The 17,041-nt window shown below is 54.8% G+C and carries 16 protein-coding genes; 8 read left to right on the top strand and 8 right to left on the bottom strand.

The annotated features are described in order from the left end of the window. The first annotated feature begins 40 nt into the window (after positions 1-40). Complete coding sequence (locus tag ADH68_RS01740; protein ID WP_068960053.1) at positions 41-1,225, top strand: DUF2027 domain-containing protein; 1,185 nt, start codon at positions 41-43, stop codon at positions 1,223-1,225. Between the two features lie 11 nt (positions 1,226-1,236). Further along, positions 1,237-2,028 carry an EFR1 family ferrodoxin gene (locus ADH68_RS01735; RefSeq protein WP_068960054.1) on the top strand — a complete coding sequence of 264 codons (792 nt, stop codon included), beginning with the start codon at positions 1,237-1,239 and terminating at the stop codon, positions 2,026-2,028. Positions 2,029-2,161: 133 nt separating this feature from the next. Here ADH68_RS01735 and ADH68_RS01730 read toward each other — a convergent pair whose 3' ends face one another. From ADH68_RS01730 to pepT, 3 genes are all read right to left on the bottom strand, one after another. After that, complete coding sequence (locus tag ADH68_RS01730) at positions 2,162-2,713, bottom strand: NADH peroxidase (RefSeq protein ID WP_068960055.1); 552 nt, start codon at positions 2,711-2,713, stop codon at positions 2,162-2,164. A 218-nt stretch (positions 2,714-2,931) separates the two neighbouring features. Continuing rightward, positions 2,932-3,867 (bottom strand): tRNA (adenosine(37)-N6)-dimethylallyltransferase MiaA, encoded by a 936-nt coding sequence (gene miaA / locus ADH68_RS01725; RefSeq protein WP_068960056.1) that lies wholly within the window; start codon positions 3,865-3,867, stop codon positions 2,932-2,934. Between the two features lie 184 nt (positions 3,868-4,051). Beyond that, entirely contained in the window at positions 4,052-5,272 is a 1,221-nt protein-coding gene (gene pepT / locus ADH68_RS01720) for a peptidase T (protein WP_068960057.1), read from the bottom strand. Positions 5,273-5,521: 249 nt separating this feature from the next. On the opposite strand from pepT, the gene ADH68_RS01715 reads away from it, so the two are divergent. Then, positions 5,522-5,758, top strand: a complete 237-nt coding sequence (locus ADH68_RS01715; protein WP_068960058.1) for a hypothetical protein — start codon at positions 5,522-5,524, stop codon at positions 5,756-5,758. A gap of 111 nt (positions 5,759-5,869) precedes the next feature. Next, the gene (locus tag ADH68_RS01710; protein WP_068960059.1) at positions 5,870-7,093 is read left to right on the top strand and encodes an SU10 major capsid protein; all 1,224 of its coding nucleotides are present in this window, start codon (positions 5,870-5,872) and stop codon (positions 7,091-7,093) included. 137 nt (positions 7,094-7,230) lie between these two features. Here the strand turns inward: ADH68_RS01710 and istB are convergent, their stop codons facing one another. Beyond that, positions 7,231-8,013 (bottom strand): IS21-like element helper ATPase IstB, encoded by a 783-nt coding sequence (gene istB, locus ADH68_RS01705; RefSeq protein WP_068961956.1) that lies wholly within the window; start codon positions 8,011-8,013, stop codon positions 7,231-7,233. Positions 8,014-8,050: 37 nt separating this feature from the next. After that, a complete protein-coding gene (gene istA, locus ADH68_RS01700) occupies positions 8,051-9,652 on the bottom strand; it encodes an IS21 family transposase (RefSeq protein ID WP_068959738.1) in 1,602 nt (533 codons plus the stop codon). Positions 9,653-9,819: 167 nt separating this feature from the next. On the opposite strand from istA, the gene ADH68_RS01695 reads away from it, so the two are divergent. The 4 genes from ADH68_RS01695 to ADH68_RS01680 all read left to right on the top strand — a co-directional run bounded on the left by ADH68_RS01695 (position 9,820) and on the right by ADH68_RS01680 (position 14,443). Continuing rightward, complete coding sequence (locus ADH68_RS01695; protein ID WP_133165742.1) at positions 9,820-10,371, top strand: hypothetical protein; 552 nt, start codon at positions 9,820-9,822, stop codon at positions 10,369-10,371. Positions 10,372-10,391: 20 nt separating this feature from the next. Next, a complete protein-coding gene (locus ADH68_RS01690; protein WP_068960061.1) occupies positions 10,392-11,735 on the top strand; it encodes a portal protein in 1,344 nt (447 codons plus the stop codon). Positions 11,736-11,924: 189 nt separating this feature from the next. Next, complete coding sequence (locus ADH68_RS01685; protein WP_068960062.1) at positions 11,925-13,811, top strand: biotin/lipoyl-containing protein; 1,887 nt, start codon at positions 11,925-11,927, stop codon at positions 13,809-13,811. Positions 13,812-14,188: 377 nt separating this feature from the next. Next, complete coding sequence (locus tag ADH68_RS01680; protein WP_068960063.1) at positions 14,189-14,443, top strand: type B 50S ribosomal protein L31; 255 nt, start codon at positions 14,189-14,191, stop codon at positions 14,441-14,443. Positions 14,444-14,564: 121 nt separating this feature from the next. Here ADH68_RS01680 and ADH68_RS01675 read toward each other — a convergent pair whose 3' ends face one another. From ADH68_RS01675 to ADH68_RS01665, 3 genes are all read right to left on the bottom strand, one after another. Then, positions 14,565-15,074 (bottom strand): hypothetical protein, encoded by a 510-nt coding sequence (locus ADH68_RS01675; RefSeq protein WP_068960064.1) that lies wholly within the window; start codon positions 15,072-15,074, stop codon positions 14,565-14,567. A gap of 27 nt (positions 15,075-15,101) precedes the next feature. Beyond that, complete coding sequence (gene argH / locus ADH68_RS01670) at positions 15,102-16,442, bottom strand: argininosuccinate lyase (protein ID WP_068960065.1); 1,341 nt, start codon at positions 16,440-16,442, stop codon at positions 15,102-15,104. A gap of 142 nt (positions 16,443-16,584) precedes the next feature. Further along, positions 16,585-17,019: an SRPBCC family protein gene (locus ADH68_RS01665; protein WP_068960066.1), complete on the bottom strand. Its 435-nt coding sequence runs from the start codon at positions 17,017-17,019 to the stop codon at positions 16,585-16,587. Between the last annotated feature and the right edge of the window lie 22 nt (positions 17,020-17,041).

Genomic DNA, 17,041 nt, shown 5'->3' with positions numbered 1-17,041 from the left:
GCATGTATTATTAAACAAGCTCTAAAAAACAGAAATATATATGGCACAGATAGGAGATATGGTGCGCTACCTCAATTCGGTAGGTGGCGGCCGAGTGGTAAGGATTGAGGGCCAGGTGGCCTATGTTGACGAAGACGGCTTCGAGACTCCGGTGCTTCTGCGCGAATGTGTGGTAGTGGTGCCGGCACAGCAGGCGGCTCCGGCGGCACGCGCGGCAAAGAGCGGAGCCGGTCAGAGCGCTTCCTCCGGCGACCGCTGGTGGGAGAAAGAGTTGAAAGGCAAGAAGGAGAAAGCTCCGTCGAAGGAGAAGCCCGTATATGACCCTACGGTCGGAAAGGTAGCTCCCGAAGGATTTGCCGGAAAGGGCACGATATCGCCCAAGCCTGAGCCTGCCCCCGACCCAGATGATACTCCCGAGGGAGAGATGCTCAACATCGTGCTCGCTTTCGAGGCCGAGGAGCCGCGCCATCTCAACACTACCGAGTATGACGCATACATAGTCAACGACTCAAACTATACGCTGTTTCTCACCTACCTCACACGCTCCGACAGCGACAAGGGGTGGACTCTGCGTTTTGCCGAGGCAATCGAGCCACACATGCAGGTGCCGGTACAGCATATCACCCGCGACGACCTCGTGGCGATGGACCGCGTGAGCGTACAGTACGTGGCTTACAAGTCCGGACGTGAGTTCCGTCTGAAATCGCCTGTGGCCGTCGAGCATTCCATCGACACGACTAAGTTTTTCAAACTTCACTGCTTCCGCGACAACGTATATTTCGACACTCCCGTAATCGCAATCGACATCACCCGCAACGACGTGCCGCAGCGTCCGGTGGTCATCGACTCGGGCCGTCTGGAGGATGCCATGCGTTCCAAGCGTCGCGGCGACGAGCAGCCTCAGGCACGTCGTGTGAGCCGCAACGACCGCAAGAACGTCAATGAGCCGATTGTGGTCGACCTGCACATATCGGAGTTGCTAGACAACACTGCCGGGCTCGACAATGCCGACATGCTTCAGGTGCAGTTGCACGAGTTCAACCGTGTGATGGAGGAGAACCGCGCTGCCAAGGGGCGCAAGATTGTATTCATCCACGGCAAGGGCGAGGGAGTGCTGCGCAAGGCCATACTGAAGGAACTTTCCTATAAGTACAAGTCGTGTGAGGTGCAGGATGCCTCGTTTCGCGAATACGGCTTCGGAGCCACACAGGTGACTATAAGATAACCTCGCGACTTATGGTATACTACTTTTCGGGACAGGGCAATTCGCGCGCGGCGGCCATAGCCCTCGGAAAGGCCCTCGGCATGGAGATATGCCGCATTACTCGCCGTGAGATTGACAATGCCCATGCGGCTGAGCCACCGACTCCCGACGAGGCCTCGGTGTGGGTGTTTCCGGTACATGCGTGGGGTGTGCCGCGTGTGGTTGAGGAGTTTATCGAGAGGCTTGCGTCTGACACTCCGGATGGTGGTGCCGGCTCTGTGCACCATATGGTGGCTACATGCGGCGACGATATAGGCCGCACCGACCGTCTCTGGGCCGCTATGATACGAGCCCGCGGATGGCGAGTGGGTGGAGTCTTCTCTCTGACGATGCCCAACACATATGTGTGTCTGCCCGGATTTGATACGGATTCGGCCGAGCTCGCGGCTGATAAGCTCGACAGTGCCTCTGCCGGCATTGAGGCAATAGCCTCGCGCATAGCCGACAACCGTGCCGACGGCATGAGGCAGGTGACGCCGGGCAGTATGCCGTGGGCGAAAAGCCACATATTGCGCCCGCTCTTCAATGCGTTTCTTATGTCGCCGCGCGGATTTCGTGTTGACCGAGGAAAATGCAATTCATGCGGAGTCTGCTCGTCGGTGTGTCCGATGGATAATATCACGGTCGACGGCAGTTGTCCGCGATGGGGCAGTGACTGCACGATGTGTCTGGCATGCTATCACCGCTGTCCTCACGACGCCATCGGATACAGATGTTTCACGCGTGGCAAGGGGAGGGTACATACACCCTCCGACGCGCTTTAGACCCTGAAAATCCGACGTACTTTAGACAAGTTCTTAAGTCAGCAAAAGAACAGCGGCGATATCTCCTGGAGATATCGCCGCTGAACGTATCGGATGCGGATAAGCAACTGTTTAAAAGTAGCTTATATCCGTCTTACTTTTTGAAGTGACGGTTGTAGAGACCCTGGAAGCCCTGTCCGTGGCGAGCCTCGTCCTTGGCCATTTCATGTACGGTGTCGTGGATGGCGTCGAGGTTGAGTTCCTTGGCGCGCTTGGCGATGCGCATCTTGTCGGCGTTGGCACCGGCTTCTGCAGCCATGCGCTTTTCGAGGTTGGTCTTGGTGTCCCACACTACGTCGCCGAGGAGTTCGGCAAACTTGGCTGCGTGCTCGGCTTCTTCAAATGCATAGCGCTTGAAAGCCTCGGCTACTTCGGGATAGCCTTCGCGGTCGGCCTGACGCGACATGGCAAGGTACATGCCTACTTCGGTGCACTCACCCATGAAGTGTGCGTTGAGGTCGGCGCGCATCTGGTCGTCGGTATCTTTGGCGATGCCGATTACGTGCTCGGTTACAAACTGGAGAAGTGCTGTCTCGTCGAGTTCCTTGAACTTGGATGCGGGCACACCACACTGGGGACACTTTTCGGGAGCTGCGTCACCTTCGTGAACGTAGCCGCAGACTGTACAGATGAATTTCTTGCTCATTTTCTTGGAAATTATACGATTGGTTAAATGATACGATATGATTCGGGACATTGTAATTTTCATAGCCTTTCCACCGGCGAACCGGATGGTGTGAATCACATCAGGATACGATAATATTTGGTTATGAGGATTGAGTTCGTAATGCAAAATTGCATAAATTACTCAATATTGCCAAAAAAGTAACGAAAAAAATATGATGTATTGTTGTCGGAGCGGCCTCAAATCTCAGGCCGGTCGGTTGGTGGAGAGGGCATTGCCGGACCGATTTGCGCCATGGCCTGGGGAAGCAGCGGGTGCGACGGGTCGAGATGTATCACCGACGGGTCGCGTTTGAGCCATGTGAGCTGTTTCTTGGCATATACACGGGTGTTTTTCTTGATGCGGGCCACTGCGGTGTCGTAGTCCATCTCACCGTCGAGATATGCAAACATTTCTTTGAATCCTACAGTGTTGAGCGAGTTGAGACTGCGCATCGGATATACCTTGCGGGCCTCGTCGAGCAGTCCGTCGGCCATCATGCGGTCAACCCTTGTGTTGATGCGGCTGAATAGCACTTCGCGCGGATGGTCGATTATGAATTTGAGAGTGCGGAACGGGCGCTCCCTTACGGCTCCTACCCTCAGCGACGAGTAGGGCACCCCTGCTTCGATGCTTATCTCTATGGCGTGGATGAGGCGCCGCGGATTCGACAGGTCGGCTCCGGCCAGATACTCGGGGTCGAGATTGCGCAGAGTGGCGCGCAGTCCTTCGAGTCCATCCCGTTGGTAGAGCGCGAGAGTGTCGGCGCGCACTTGTGGGGATACGGTGGGCAACTCGTCGATACCGCGGCATACGGCGTCGACATACATCATTGAGCCGCCGCACATCACCGCGCATCCGTCGCGCTGGAAAAGCCGGGGGAGCAGTGCCATCACATCCTCCTCGAAGCGTGCCGCGCTGTAGTATTCGTCGAGCGCCAGAGTGCCGATGAAATGGTGGCGCGCGGCGGCAAGTTCCTCTGGCGATGGGGCGGCAGTGCCGATGGGGATGTCGCGGAACAGCTGTCGCGAATCGGCCGATATTATATCGCAGTGCAGAGTCTGCGCGATTTCTATGGCGAGCGATGTCTTGCCCGAGCCGGTTGGGCCGGTCACTACGATAAGCAGAGGTTTCATATGGATGAGTGGCGGATAATACGGTGGGTTTTAACGGGATTTTTTCAGGATTCCCGTACCGACAGAAACAGATGTCATAATCCATCCCGATGATTTGCGGGGATGGATTATGACATGTATGTTTAGGGGGCTATTGTAGCGCCGGTCGTCGATTGAAGGCGGCAGGCATGTGGCGGTTGTCTGGCTATCGGTTGGCTACGAGCCTTGCGATTTCTATTATCACTTCCGTGGCTTTCTCCATCGAGGGGATGGGCACAAATTCATAGCGTCCGTGGAAGTTGAGGCCTCCGGCGAATATGTTGGGGCAGGGTAGACCCTTGAACGACAGCTGCGCTCCGTCTGTCCCTCCGCGTATAGGCACTACGATGGGTGTCACGCCTACGTTGCGCATGGCTTCCTCGGCGATGTCGATCACATATTTTACGGGTTCGATTTTCTCGCGCATGTTGTAGTACTGATCCTTTATCTCTATGGAGACGCAGTTGGGGAACTCGTTGTTGATTTTTCTTACCAGATGCTCCAGCTCTTTTTTGCGGCGTTCGAATCGGTCGCGGTCATGGTCGCGTATTATGTATGTGATGGTGGTCTTCTCCACATTGCCTTCGGTGGCGATGAGGTGGTAGAATCCTTCATATCCCTCGGTATGCTCGGGGGTCTCCCATCGGGGCAGCATCGACATAAACTGGTTGGCGATGCGCTGTGAGTTGATCATCTTGTGTTTGGCATACCCGGGGTGTACGTTTCGTCCGGTAAATGTCACCTTGGCCACTGCGGCGTTGAAGTTCTCATATTCGAGTTCGCCGATTTCGCCTCCGTCCATGGTATATGCCCAGTCGGCGCCAAACTGCTCTACATCAAATTTGTGCGCTCCCTGACCAATCTCTTCGTCGGGATTGAAGGCGATGCGTATTTTGCCATGTTCGATTTCGGGATGCTGCTGCAGGTAGGCCACTGCGGTGATTATTTCGGCGATTCCCGCCTTGTCGTCGGCTCCGAGCAGTGTGGTGCCGTCGGTTACTATAAGCGACTGCCCCTTGTAGTGGTCGAGCTCGGGGAATTCTCTCGGGCTGAGCACGATACCCTTTTCAGCGTTGAGCGTGATGGGCTGTCCGTCGTAGTTGTCGACGATGCGCGGATTTACGTGGCGTCCGCTAATGTCGGGCGATGTGTCGAGGTGGGCGATGAAGCCGATAGTCGGCACATGGCGCGTGGTGTTGGCCGGCAGGGTCGCCATGAGGTATCCGTTGTCGTCAAGCGTAATCTCGGTAAGGCCCATTTTCTGCAATTCCTGTTCGAGATGCTGGGCAAATATCATCTGGCCGGGGGTCGATGGCCACATGTTGGTAAGTTCGTCGCTCTGAGTGTCAAACTTTACATATTGTAGAAATCGGTCGACTACGTTCATATCAGTAGGGATTAAGGTTTTCACAAAGATAGTTTATTTTTGTGAATCATGGCCATGTACATGTAGAAAATTTGATAAACCGCTATTAATAAGTATGTTGTTAAACTGCAATAAAAATATTGTAAAAATAATTGTGAAAATGTTTTGTAGATTGAAATATGTAGCGTATCTTTGCAATGTCAGAAGTCGAAATACACAGCATATCGCTTCGACACTATTTTATAAACCATCTTAATATTATCAATGACTATGGACAAGACACCAATTCCGCCAAATGACAATTCTCCGTCGCCGACTACCGATGTAGAGACTAACCCACTGAAAGAAGCCTACATGCGCGGCTATCTTAAAGGCCTTAACGAAAGGGCTGTTTCCGAGCTGAACCGTCCCGACAGCGGCGAGGAACCGTATCCCGACGGACAGCACGGGGAGCCCGTGGCCCATGACGTTTTTTTCCTCCCCGACGCATATTCAGTGTGGGACTGACATTCCGCATGTGATGTAATCTTACAACCTTTCTTTTTCTTCTTACTTGGAAAACACACTTTTATTTCAGATAACCTATAAATCATCTAACAAGCTCTTTATCTTCTTATTATGGACACAGTTTCAACAACCCACGCAACCCATGTGTTAGGCACTCCGCTCACAGCCGCCTCAATCGAATCAATCGACTCAGGCATGATACTGCCTGACATAGACCGACGTTTGCTGAAGATACGGCCTATGGCCACTCCTGTCGACCAGATTTCGCGTTCTGCCCGCAGTCGTGCGTCGGGCTCGATGGAAGTAAGGTATTACACCGTCGACAGCCGTCCGTCATCGGCTGAGGTAAAGTCTGTCGCCGGCAGTGACGGCAATGACGGCGAATTTTTGATGGCGCTTGTCGAAAAAAACGACTACAAGGCATTTTCAAAAACCGATACCGTGCTCCTTACAGGGGCGCTGGCTGGCGGCAAGTCGCATACTTTTTATGTATTAGAGGCCGACATCCGTGGACTTTCGGTGGAGTATGTCGGTCCCGACGATAGATTTGTGGCCGACACCGAGGCCGAGGGTGAATCCACCATCGTGCGTATGGGGCGCGCTGCCGCCGAACTCGACGTACAGACTCCTCAGACCACGTTTGTGCCTAAGCCTGAGCATAATTTCTGTCAAATATTCAAGGCTCAAGTTGAACAAGGAGCAGTGCTGACATCCGCGCTCAAGCAGGCCGACATGTCATTCACCGACCAGCAGGAGGCGGCCATTATCGACATGCGTATGGGCATGGAGCGAAATTTCATTTTCGGCTCGCGCAGGAAGACGAGCGGTCCCGACGGGAATGTATACTTCACCGGGGGCATATGGCATCAGATTACGCGTGAGTTCAGGCTTCCGTCGCAGTTGTGCACGGGCGATTTCGTAGAGCTTTGCCGCCAGGCGTTTACCGGCCACGGAGGCTCGGCACGCAAGGTGCTTATAGCCGGCTCGAAGTGTGTGCGCACTCTGGTCAATCCTTCCAAGGAGGCCACTGTCAAGCAGATGGGCTCGGTAGAGACCGAGGTGCACTGGGGGCTCAACCTCAAGGTGATATCGTCGAACTTCGGCACTCTCTATGTGGTGCACAGCGAGACTTTCGACCTTTGCGGACATGAGGACGACGGCATCATAATCGACCCGGAATATCTTCAGAAGTACACCCACATCCCGTTCTCGGCCATGCTCCTCGACCTTAAGAAGAGCGGCCAGCGCAACTCCGATGCCGTGGTGCTCACCGAGGCTTCCTGCCTTGTGCTCCGTTATCCTGAGGCCCATATGCGTATTATCGGTGTAAAGTGACGCCGTAGCCTGTACAACCTCCCTGTTTCAGAGAATGGCGCCATGACTCGATGGCGCCAATTCTGTATCTAACATTTGAAAAGGGACCCGGATAGCATTTGAAAAGGGGACCACCCGGGATGGGGATGCAAAGATAATTATATTTGTTGAGTCATCATTTCCTGAGTTTCTTTCATGCGGTATGATTTGCCTGTCATGTTAAGCAGTATAGCCTTGTGGGTCAGGCGGTCTACCATTGCGGTGACCAGTACTTTGTCGTCAATAATCTCGTTCCAGCGGTTGAAGGCGAGATTGGTTGTGACGACGGTCGTCTTCTTGTCGGTGCGGAGGGAGAGATGGTTAAAGAGCATCTCTGCGCCGGCCTTGTCGCAGGAGACGTATCCGAACTCATCACAGATGACCATGTCGTATCTCTCGAACTTGTTTTCCAGCGACCGGAGTGTCAAAGCGTTGCGGCACTCGCGTATCTGCGTGAGCAGTCTTGGCACGGATGTGAACAGCACCGAGTGTCCGGCATTACATGCGGCGATACCGAGAGCTGTCGCCAGATGAGTCTTGCCTGTTCCGGGATTGCCGTATAGAATGAGGTTGCGTCCGTTTTTGATGAAGTCGAGTGTCTCGAGTGTCGGGAGCGCTTTCCGGGCATCGGCGGGCAGAGCGTCGGTGTCGATTTCGTTAAGATAGCGAAGTTGCGGGAACCCTGCGTTTTTGATGCGGTGACGGCGCTGGTTTTCAGAGCGGTTCTCTTTTTCGCGCCGGAGCAGTTCGGCTGTAAACCGCCATAGGTTCCATTGTTCGTCGGCGCTCTGCTGTATAAGCAGGTCGATGTCGCGCCGCACAAGCGGGAGTTTAAGGTCGAAAGCGCATGAGCGAATGAGCTCCCGAAGTCCGTCACGGTCTGTTTCATGTATGTCTGTCATTGTCATTCAGTGTATTGGTTGTTTTTTGGGGGGGTATTCAGTCTGCCTGCGATGCGCGGGTATATTCCATAAATGATGAAAGCATGTCAAGGGTATGGCTTGCCGAACTTTCTATTTCAGCCTGTTGCGGGTCGGGAACGTTCGTTGCCGCGATATCGGCGGTTGACTGCATATGTCCTTCCGCCGAGATCATCTGAGCCTGTATCTGTTCAGATGAGAGGCGCTGGAGCCCGCGGGACGAAAGACTTGTGGCGGCACGGACGATGTCAGTGTATGCCAGATTGTTGTCGCGGGTGAACACAAGCAGTTCTATGAAGCTTCGCGGAGACTCGCGGAAGTGTTCGCGGTAAAGCGCCGCCACCGACGGATGTACCTGTTGCAGAGCCACAGACCGCCCCAGAGCGGCCGGTTTGCGCAGGAATGTACCCAGATAATGCATCAGGTCGATGACCCAGTCGCCGGAGCGTCGGCTTCGGGCATGATTGGCCACCTTGTCGCGTCCGTAAAGCACCACGATGCGCTCGGAATACAGCTTTACCGCCACCTGCGAGCCCACCAGACGGTCGGGCACAGAGTAGTGCACTCCGTCAACGGTTATCGTTGAATACTTTCCGACGCGGTACAGCCGCTGCTCGAAGCAGCCGATGTCACCGTGGTCCAACGGACGTAGCGCCGCCAGATCGGCCTGTATGCGCAGGCGTTTTTCTTCCGCCGACATGTTGGACGCCTCTGTGTTGAGCCTGTCGCAGACTGCCGCCAGATGCGTCTGCGCGGCATCCAGGGAGTCAAACCGGACCTCGAACGAGAATGCACGACGCCGGATATATTCCACCGAACGTTCCACCTTGCCTTTTTCCCATCCCGAGCGAGGGTTGCAGAAATGGGGTGTGAAACAGTAGTGTACCTCCATGCGCAGCAGCGCATCCGTGTGCTCGCGGTCGCGCCCGAGGAACTTCTTTACGGCGGTACGCATGTTGTCATAGGCCATCACGCGCGGGGTGCCCCCCAACTCCCGGAAGCAGTTGCGGTGGGCTTCCATAAGAGCCAGGGTATCTTCGCGCGAAAACAGATATGCCTTGCGCATATTGCTGTGGTCGAGGGTGAATACCGCCATGTGAAGGCGAGTCCTGACTCCACCGATCCACAGGGTAAGCACGCCCCAGTCGAACTCGCAACGGAATCCAGGCTCATAGTCCTGACGGATATATGCCTTTGCAGGCTTTTCTTGCGACTTCGGCGCTGCCTCCAGCGCACGGACATACTGACATACTGTGGAATAGGCGATACGCACGCCATCGTCCTGAAGACGTCGCCACATATCGAGCTTGCGCATCTGCTGCTTGTGCAATCCGGCAGCGACGTTCTCCCGGTTGCGGGCGATAAAACCATCGATGCGACGGCGGACATCATCGGTCACAACACGCCTGACGCGTCCGCTGCTGTCATACTTCGGCCTGGTCAGCAGATAATCGTCAACCTCCCGCTCTGTCGGTGACGGGCCGGCCTCTCTCTCGAACTCGCGCAGATACTTGCGCACGGTCTTGCGGCTCATGCCGTTGCGGCGCGCTATCTCGCGGATGCTCATCCCCTCGCGGCGATGAGACAGAATAATGGATGTTTTTTCCTCCATGTGTAGCATTTTGTGGAATCGTTGATGTCGTTCTTTCTAATCAACGATATCCGGTTGAACTTACCCATGGGGTGGGTCCCTTTTCAATTGCTCTACCTGGGTCCCTTTTCAAATGTTAGATGCAGCCAATTCTCACTCCGTTATCTCTTATAATCTATGAAAATTCTTCTATTATTATGTCAGCTCTTACTCTTGACCTTGACGGTATGATGGCCGAGTGGCGTCTGCGCGCCTTCCCTGAGGCTGTCAATTCGGGATGCGACGTGATGCGTTTCGACGGCATCGACCTTGACGCCCATCTGCAGACGCGCATGCAGGCCTGGTACGACAATCTTATACGCACGGCTCCATTGGAGATGCTCGCCCCGGTAGATATCGCGGCACGTGTGGAGGTGGAGATTCTCTCCGACGGCACAGGCTGGTTCTTGCTCCCGGATGATGTCGTGCGTCTTTCCTATCTGTTGCTCCCCGGATGGAGCTCTCCGGCGCTTATTATTCCCGACGGGACTATCCCCGGGGCGTCGCTGCAGCTTTCGGGCCGGCAGAGGTCGGACCATCGGACTCCGGTGGCCGTAGTGACCGGACGTGCCGTGCGTGTATGCTCGCCAGCGCCGACAGCCTCGCCGGGTAGCACAGTGCGCCCGCTGTCGTGTCATGCCGTGACCGATTCGCCCGGCATCTACCGCATCGACTCTCTCGCTCTCTCAACCATCAAGCCAATCATCTGAAACCCATACACACAACTACTATGAACGACACAGTATTATCCCGGGCCCGCGCGGCCTGGGAGTCGGGCGCTACTCTGCGGGCGCGCCGGCTCCGCTACAAGCGCTATACATTCGGACGCCAGTGGCTCGACCCATGTCTGCTCGACAACGGCACCGTACGCAGCGAAGGCGATTACCTCATAGAGAACGGCTATACGCCTGTCACCAACAATGTCATCCGTCAGCTTGTAAAGACCATTACCGGCTGCTTCCGCGAAAGTGTGGCCGGCGATGCGCTGCTGGCCGATACGGTCGAGACAGATGCGGCCACGTTTCAGGAATTCCTCATATCGGGATGCGCCATACAGCGTATAGCACCGTCGGACGGACTCCCGAGGATAGTGAGTCCGGCGCGTTTCTTCATCGACAGACTCACAGCCCCCGACGGGGCAGGAGCCGAACTGATGGGCGAGCTCCACGACTTTTCGCTTGCGGCCCTTGTCGAGCGTTTCTCTCATGGCGACGGAGGACGCATGCAGATGTTGCGCTCGGTGTTCAGGCGCCATTCGGCCGACACTTCTCCCGATGCGCAGTTGCCCCGCGCCGGAGAGAGTGCCGACGACTCGCTTACGTTTGACTCCTCGTCGCGTGCGGCTACGCTCAGGGTGTTCGAGATATGGTCGAGAGAGTGCCGCCGCATGCTGCGTGTGCATGACCCTGCCGACGGGTCGCTCACGCTTGTCGCCGCCGATGCCGAGAAGCGCCTGCGCGCAGCCAACCGCAAGCGCGAGCGGCGAGGAGAGGCGGCGTTGCAGTGGCGGCTGTGTGTCGACTCGCGCTGGGTGTGCCGGTTTATGACCACCGACGGCCGTGTGCTCGACACCGTCACTTCCCCTCGCCATCCCTATGCAATGTGTTTCTATCCGATGATTGACGGCGAGATACACTCGTTTGTCGAGGATATCATCGACCAGCAGCACAACATCAACTGGCTCATGACTCTTAACGACCGTATGCTTTCGCAGGCGGCAAAAGGGGTGGTACTCTTTCCCGAGAATCAGTTTTCGGCTCAGATGCCGGCGGCGATGGTGGCTGAGAAACTGCGTGAGCCTGACGGCATAGTCATATACCGTCCCGAGCCGGGAGTGCCGGGCCCGCAGCAGGTGATGACCGCTGTGAATTCAGTGGGCACACAGCAGATGCTCGACACACAGTTGCGCCTGATGCGCGAGGTGAGCGGGGTGGGGGATGCTCTGCGTGGCCAGACTCCCTCGGGAGTGACTTCTGCGTCGATGTATCAGAGTCAGCAGCAGGGACAGCTGCTGGCACTCCGCGACCTCCTTGATACATTCCGGGCCTATCTTCTGCGCCGCCGCAAGGGATAAAGCTCTAATTCGAATTTATTTTGAGAGAATAATATGTATAATTGTCATCAAAAATTATTAATTTTGCATCCTAAACTGTTGCGGCTCGTAACTTTCTGGATACCAGTGGCTTTAGATGTCGTTTCTACTATATTCCGTAGCCTGGGTTCCCGGAAAAGTTATGAATCGGTTAATAAAAAACAAATAAATATGGCAAATCGCAAGCTAAAAATCAGAGACCTAACGTTGCGCGACGGCCAGCAGTCGCTCTTTGCGACCCGTATGCCTCAGGCGTGTATCGACCGTCTGCTCCCCCTTTACGAGGGTGCCAACTTTTATATCATGGAAGTGTGGGGCGGTGCAGTGCCCGATTCGGTCATGCGCTATCTTGACGAATCACCATGGGAACGTCTGCGCATCTGCTCAAAGGCTATGAAAGGCCACTCGCTGCTCTCGGCTCTCTCGCGTGGCCGCAACCTTTTCGGCTATGTGCCTTATCCCGACAGTGTGCTTGAGGGTTTCTATAAGGAAGCTATCAATAACGGTCTTAACGTGATGCGTATCTTCGACGCTCTCAACGACCTCGACAACGTGAAGGAGTCGATACGCATGATCAACGAGCTTGGCGGTATAGCCGACGGAGCTGTATGCTACACCGTCGACCCCAAGGAGGAAGCACCCGCGGAACCCGCCGAAAAACCGGGATTCTTCGCTCGACTTTTCGGCAAGAAAGCCGAGGTGCCCGCTGCTCCTGAAAAGATATTTACCGACGAATATTTCGTGTCGAAGGCCAAGGCAATGGAGGGATTTGGTGCCAAAATCATTACCCTCAAGGATATGGCCGGTCTGGTAAATCCCGCCCGTATCGCATCGCTTATGCCCAAACTCAAGGCTGCCGTAAATGTGCCGGTCGATTTCCACACACACTGTACTCCCGGATATGGCCTTGCATCGTCGCTCGTGGCTATTATCAACGGCGTGGATATCCTCGACACCAACATCTGGTGGTTCGGCGAAGGCTCTGCCGCCCCTGCCATCGAGCTTATCTACATCTTCTGCCAGAAACTCGGCATAGAGCTTGAGGCCAACATGGAGGCTGTGGGCAAAATCCGCAACGAGCTTTACGACGTGCGCAAGCAGCTCGCCGCATTCGACCTCAACAAGGATCATTTCCCGAAAGCGTTCGACCCGCTGGCCGACAAACTTCCTGCCGAAATCGATGCACTGTTCGACCGTGCCATCGCAGCCGCCAAGGCCAACGACGAGGAGAGTCTGCTTGCCGCCTGCCATGCCATCGAAGATTACTTCGGATTCCCCAAGCCCAACCTGCTTGTCAAGGATGCCGAGGTGCCCGGAGGTATGTATTCCAACATGGTGGCCCAGCTCAAGGCTCTTGGTGCGAGCGACCTGCTCGACGACGCCATGCGCCTGATTCCCAAGGTGCGCCGCGATGCCGGCCTTGTGCCCCTTGTGACTCCTACCAGCCAGATTGTAGGCAGCCAGGCTGTAAGTGTGGCCCTCGACCGCAAGAAGGGAAATCCCGACTACAGCAATCCTTCAAACCAGTTTATCTCGTTGGTAAAGGGCGAATACGGCCACACTCCGGTAGCCGTAGACCCCGCATTCCGCGAGAAGATTGCCGGAACTCCTGTAGAGACTCCTTACGATGTGACAAAATACAAAAAGCCCGAAAATCCTGTGCTTGAAGATATGGGCGGTGTGAAGCTCGCATCAAATCAGGAGGAATATCTGCTCCTTGAGCTCCTCCCCACCGTGGCCAACGGCTTCCTGCGCAAGCGTCGCGCCGAAGAGTGGGAGAAGACACAGGCTGCCGCCGCTCCAAAGGTGGAGGAGAAGCCTGCTGTCGAGGCAGAGCCGGTGACCGGTCCCACTCTCAATGCTCCGATGGGCGGACGCATCGTTGAAATCAAGGTGAAGCCGGGCGACAAAATCAAGTTTGGCCAGACAATGCTCGTATACGAGGCCATGAAGATGGAAAACGACCTCTCGTCGGAGATTGACGGTACTGTAAAGCGTATCCTCGTTGCTCCCGACCAGGTGGTGGCTACCGATCAGGCTCTTATTGAGTATGAGTAAATCATTTTGACAGATATCGTTGAGATATAATTCCCGTAGAGCCGTGTAGGTAGTACACGGCTCTATGCTTTTCGCCATGTTCCTGCGGTCATGTACATAAAGTACGCTCCTTCGTCACATGTCGAAAATCGACTCAAGCTATACGACCCTGGCGGCAACATTTATTATTAAACAAGCTGTTACATATCTGTTTCATAGCTGTAATGAGTGCTTTGAACGGGAAAATGTTTAAATGTGTTGAAATTGACTGTGAAAAGTTTGGCGGAGTGGATATTAATCCGTAACTTTGCCGCGCCATTACGAATCGGGGCACATTAGAGGCGGCTCCGGCGCTTGACGGCGTAATTAATAATGTACACAACAAAACAGACATCAAGATGAAAGCAGACATCCATCCTTCCAACTACCGCGAAGTAGTGTTCAAAGATATGTCTAACGACGAAATCTTTATCACCCGTTCGACCGTTGCATCCAAGGAGACTATCGAGGTAGATGGCGTGACCTATCCTCTGGTCAAGCTGGAAATCACCAGCTCCTCTCACCCCTTCTTCACCGGCAAGCAGAAGCTCGTCGACACCGCAGGCCGCGTAGACAAGTTCATGAGCCGCTACGGCAACCGCAAGAAGAAGTAATCCGGAAGTCTACCGACATCCCTCTTATACCGCTCGGGCTGATATCAACCGATATCAGCCCGAGCGTTTTTTTGTTGCAGGTGAAGTGATGATGTGTACGGCGGCAGGATGACGGGTCAGGTCAGTTGGCGAGGATATATCCGCCAAGCGACGAGGGGCGCGGAGTGTAGCGCTTAAGCCCCCATTTATGCTGGAAGGCCTGTCCTGACACGGGCGAGCCGAAATGCTCGCACACATTGTATTGCGAGCCACACTGCGGACAAGTGGCAAGCTGTGTGTCGGGATTGTATGATACGCGTACTGACTGCTTGCGCTCCACTGGACAGGCAAGGTCATAGAGGAGAGGCATGTTTTCGAGGTCGCCCACGAGGAGCAGACCTCCGAATCCGGTGGCCGAAAGGTCGTTGTAATGGAAATTTTTAGGTTCCTGGTCGGCACTGTTGCCCGTGCGGATGAATTTGCGTCCCTGGCCGAAGGCATGTACACCGTATGTGTCCCACGTGCCTTGCCCCGAAAGGTCGACATGAACCGGGGCATAAGGGATGCGCTCGCTGTCGACGGTATCATGGCACGAGCACAGCGACAGTGAGCATATGATTGCCGACGCTATGGCATATGACAGTCTTGGCATAGGCTTGTATGTGCAGAGGATGTTGCCTTATCGTCCCAGCAGGGAATCGACGGCGGCATGATAGGTGGTGAAGTCGAATGAGTCGACGGTCTTGTCGAACAATGCCCGCAGGGCGTCGTTGCAGAGATTGCCTATCGAGCCTTCGTGGGTATGGTCGACAGCCTTGCGCGCGGTGAAGTCGCCATTCTCGATGTCGAGCCCTACTTTCTTGTAGGCGTCGCGGAACGGCATTCCGGCAACTACCAGACGGTTGACTTCCTCGACGGAGAACATCAGGTCGTAGCGCGGGTCGTCGAGGATTTCGGTGTTGACCTTTATCTCGCTCACCATGCGTGTCACCATCGACAGGATGTCGGCAAGATTGTCGAATGCTGGTAGGAAATTCTCTTTTACGAGCTGGAGGTCGCGGAAGTATCCCGATGGCAGGTTGGTGGTTATCAGTGTTATCTCGTAGGGGAGAGCCTGGAGTTTGTTGCACTTGGCACGTGTGAGTTCAAACACATCGGGATTTTTCTTGTGTGGCATTATCGACGAGCCTGTAGTGTACTGGTCGGGCAGTTTGATAAAGCCGAAATTCTGTGAATTGAACAGGCAGGCGTCGTAGGCGAGTTTGCCTACGGTGGCTGCAATCGAGCCGAGTGCCTGGGCCACAATGCGCTCTGTCTTGCCGCGTCCCATCTGGGCGTAGACCACATTATAGTTCATCGACTCGAATCCGAGCAGGCGGGTGGTCATCGAGCGGTCGAGGGGGAATGATGAGCCGTAGCCGGCGGCGGAGCCAAGCGGATTGCGGTTGGCCACCTTGTAGGCCGCCGACAGCACTGTGAGGTCATCGATGAGCGATTCGGCATATGCGCCAAACCACAGTCCGAACGATGAGGGCATGGCCACCTGCAGATGGGTATAGCCCGGCATCAGCACATTCTTGTAGCGTTCGCTCTGGTCGATGAGGGTATTGAAGAGCGAGGCCACCGCACGGGTGATATCCTCGATGCGCTCGCGGGTAAACAGTTTGAGGTCTACGAGCACCTGGTCGTTGCGCGAACGGCCTGAGTGTATCTTCTTGCCGGTGTCGCCGAGGCGGCGTGTGAGCATGAGCTCAACCTGCGAGTGCACATCCTCTACGTCGGGCTCGATGGCGAAATCGCCCTTCTCGATGATGGCGTAGATGTCGCGCAGTTCGGCTGTAAGGATGTCGAGTTCTTCCTTGGTGAGCAGCTCTACCGACTGTAGCATAGTGATATGGGCCAGCGAGCCAAGCACATCGAAGCGTGCGAGATACATGTCCATCTCGCGGTCGCGTCCTACGGTATAGGTCTCTACGTCGGTGTTTACCGTTACGTTCTTTTCCCAGAGTTTTGATGCCATGATATTACAAACAGAATAGAGTGGATTGGGGTCGTCGTGCCTCGCTGCCTGACTTTGGCGTTGGTATATCGGCCGATGACATAAATGACTGTCCGGAAATATATTCCTGTCATGGAATATTTCCGGATAGTCTATGTAATTCTTAGATTTTTACTATGTTGGCAATCATTTCGCCGAATTTCTCAACCGACTGCTTCAGCATAGGCTCGATTTTCGGGCCAATCATGGGCTTTAGCATTGCGGGGATGTCTACGTCGATGGCAGTCTGCACTTCTGTGAGTTCGGGCGCCTTTGCTTCGAGATTGATGGCCATGAACATGGGGACAGGGGCGTTTTCGGCCTGGAGGGCGATGCGCTTGTCGGGCACTCGTTCGCTTACGCGCAGTGTTATCTGTCCGAGCATGTTGTGAGGTATCACAATAGTGTCGGTGGTGAATTTCACCTCGCCCAGTTGCGAGCGTACCTCTTCGGGCAGTTTGGCCACGAGGTCTTCAAATTTTGAAAAGTCGCTTATGCGGGCATATATTGCCGAAGCGGGCATATCTACCTCTTTCGGCTGGCTTGTGTATGATGTCATTTTTGATGTCAATTTGTGTCAG

This window comes from Muribaculum intestinale (assembly GCF_002201515.1).
Lineage (GTDB): Bacteria > Bacteroidota > Bacteroidia > Bacteroidales > Muribaculaceae > Muribaculum > Muribaculum intestinale.
Note: the sequence above shows the minus strand (reverse complement) of the source record. Positions and strands in the feature narration are given on the sequence as shown.

What these genes read in the sequence shown, in the direction of transcription:
- ADH68_RS01740 (WP_068960053.1), top strand. Translation starts at nt 41, where the DNA reads ATGGCACAGATAGGAGATATGGTGCGCTACCTCAATTCGGTAGGTGGC.
- ADH68_RS01735 (WP_068960054.1), top strand. Translation starts at nt 1,237, where the DNA reads ATGGTATACTACTTTTCGGGACAGGGCAATTCGCGCGCGGCGGCCATA.
- ADH68_RS01730 (WP_068960055.1), bottom strand. Translation starts at nt 2,713, where the DNA reads ATGAGCAAGAAATTCATCTGTACAGTCTGCGGCTACGTTCACGAAGGT.
- miaA (WP_068960056.1), bottom strand. Translation starts at nt 3,867, where the DNA reads ATGAAACCTCTGCTTATCGTAGTGACCGGCCCAACCGGCTCGGGCAAG.
- pepT (WP_068960057.1), bottom strand. Translation starts at nt 5,272, where the DNA reads ATGAACGTAGTCGACCGATTTCTACAATATGTAAAGTTTGACACTCAG.
- ADH68_RS01715 (WP_068960058.1), top strand. Translation starts at nt 5,522, where the DNA reads ATGGACAAGACACCAATTCCGCCAAATGACAATTCTCCGTCGCCGACT.
- ADH68_RS01710 (WP_068960059.1), top strand. Translation starts at nt 5,870, where the DNA reads ATGGACACAGTTTCAACAACCCACGCAACCCATGTGTTAGGCACTCCG.
- istB (WP_068961956.1), bottom strand. Translation starts at nt 8,013, where the DNA reads ATGACAGACATACATGAAACAGACCGTGACGGACTTCGGGAGCTCATT.
- istA (WP_068959738.1), bottom strand. Translation starts at nt 9,652, where the DNA reads ATGCTACACATGGAGGAAAAAACATCCATTATTCTGTCTCATCGCCGC.
- ADH68_RS01695 (WP_133165742.1), top strand. Translation starts at nt 9,820, where the DNA reads ATGTCAGCTCTTACTCTTGACCTTGACGGTATGATGGCCGAGTGGCGT.
- ADH68_RS01690 (WP_068960061.1), top strand. Translation starts at nt 10,392, where the DNA reads ATGAACGACACAGTATTATCCCGGGCCCGCGCGGCCTGGGAGTCGGGC.
- ADH68_RS01685 (WP_068960062.1), top strand. Translation starts at nt 11,925, where the DNA reads ATGGCAAATCGCAAGCTAAAAATCAGAGACCTAACGTTGCGCGACGGC.
- ADH68_RS01680 (WP_068960063.1), top strand. Translation starts at nt 14,189, where the DNA reads ATGAAAGCAGACATCCATCCTTCCAACTACCGCGAAGTAGTGTTCAAA.
- ADH68_RS01675 (WP_068960064.1), bottom strand. Translation starts at nt 15,074, where the DNA reads ATGCCAAGACTGTCATATGCCATAGCGTCGGCAATCATATGCTCACTG.
- argH (WP_068960065.1), bottom strand. Translation starts at nt 16,442, where the DNA reads ATGGCATCAAAACTCTGGGAAAAGAACGTAACGGTAAACACCGACGTA.
- ADH68_RS01665 (WP_068960066.1), bottom strand. Translation starts at nt 17,019, where the DNA reads ATGACATCATACACAAGCCAGCCGAAAGAGGTAGATATGCCCGCTTCG.